Origin of the sequence: Kitasatospora sp. NPDC057512, from assembly GCF_042802135.1 — a bacterium.
Classification (GTDB): domain Bacteria; phylum Actinomycetota; class Actinomycetes; order Streptomycetales; family Streptomycetaceae; genus Kitasatospora.
Window position 1 is genome coordinate 1 of sequence record NZ_JBHVET010001252.1, and the last position, 1,258, is coordinate 1,258.

At 66.5% G+C, this 1,258-nt stretch carries 2 protein-coding genes; both read right to left on the bottom strand.

What is annotated here, in order from left to right; genetic code table 11:
- Positions 1–39 precede the first annotated feature (39 nt).
- Positions 40–177, bottom strand: a complete 138-nt coding sequence (locus ACFU6K_RS39280) for a DUF397 domain-containing protein (protein ID WP_380671506.1) — start codon at positions 175–177, stop codon at positions 40–42.
- Complete coding sequence (locus ACFU6K_RS39285) at positions 140–1,123, bottom strand: helix-turn-helix domain-containing protein (RefSeq protein WP_380671508.1); 984 nt, start codon at positions 1,121–1,123, stop codon at positions 140–142. Before ACFU6K_RS39285 ends, ACFU6K_RS39280 begins: the two co-directional genes overlap by 38 nt.
- Positions 1,124–1,258 lie beyond the last annotated feature (135 nt).

Below are 1,258 nucleotides of genomic sequence, written 5' to 3' on the forward strand. Positions count from 1 at the left end.
ATCCGGCACCCCGCCCCCTGCAACGTCATTGACGTCCAGTCAGCTGCCGACCGGGAACTCGTCCCCCCGGATCGCGGTGATGAAGGAGTCCCAGGCGGCGGCCGGAAAGAGGAGGGCCGGGCCGTGGGGGTCCTTGGAGTCACGCACGGGAACGAGACCGGGGAACCCGGGGGCCACCTCGATGCACTCGCCCGCGTTGTCCCCGCTGTAGCTGCTCTTGCACCACTGCGCCCCGCTCGGATCGGCGTTCTGCATACCGGTATTCCTCCGTTACTTCGGTCATGAGGGCATGGGAGTCGTCGACCGAGAGTACAGACCCGCGGACAAGGTCGAAGTCCCGGCGGGCCTCCTGCACGATCGAAGGGGCGTCGCTGAAGTGCCCTCGGTACAGGCTCTCCGAGTAGACCCACTCCTTCCCGTCGGGCAGCTCCAGCAGCACCACCGATGTGGTCGGCAGCTTCCGAGTCCTGCAGGAGAACGGCGCTACCTGGATCAGAACGTTGGACCGTTCCCCGACGGAGAGAAGGTGCTCCATCTGCCTTCTCATGGTGCCCGGTCCGCCGATGACGCTGCGGATCGCGCTCTCGTGGAGGACGACGATCATTGACGGCCCGTTGTCGACCAGGTAGCGGTCCTGCCGACTCAGCCGAGTCGCCACCCGTTCGGCCAGCCACTCCGGGTTGTTCCGGGCGTCGCCGAGGCGAAACATCTCGTAGGCGTACTCCTCGCACTGAAGCAGCCCGTTGATCCGCATGTACTGGAGCACCCGGGCGGCCACGGCCTCCGCTTCCAGCTCGACGTACTTCTGGAACCAGTCGGGGTGCTCGATGTCCGCATGCCAGTCCACCCGCTCCCAGAGCCGCACCAGCAGGCCCCTCATGCCGAGCAGCTCGTCGGCTCGTTCGACGGTGTCCCTCGGCATCGAGCGCTTGCCGCTCTCGTACCGGGTGATCACCGTTCGGTGGCAGTGCAGGAGTTTGCCCAGTCCTTCCTGCGTGTAGCCCGCCAAATCGCGCGCGAAGCGGAGTGCTTCGCCGAACATCACCGCCGGGCTCGACGTGAGACCGTTCTCCAGACGCCGATGTGGCATCCCAAATCCCCTCAGGTACTGCGGGTTCCGCACTCCGATGTGATCGTCACCGTAGTCCCGGCATCCTCCGGGTTGTTACCGGAATGCGGTCTTTTGCTTGCACAGCGTCATGGCGCGCGCCCCCGGCGTGCGCCCTTGCCGCCGACCGCTGTTCGGACGGGACGGGCC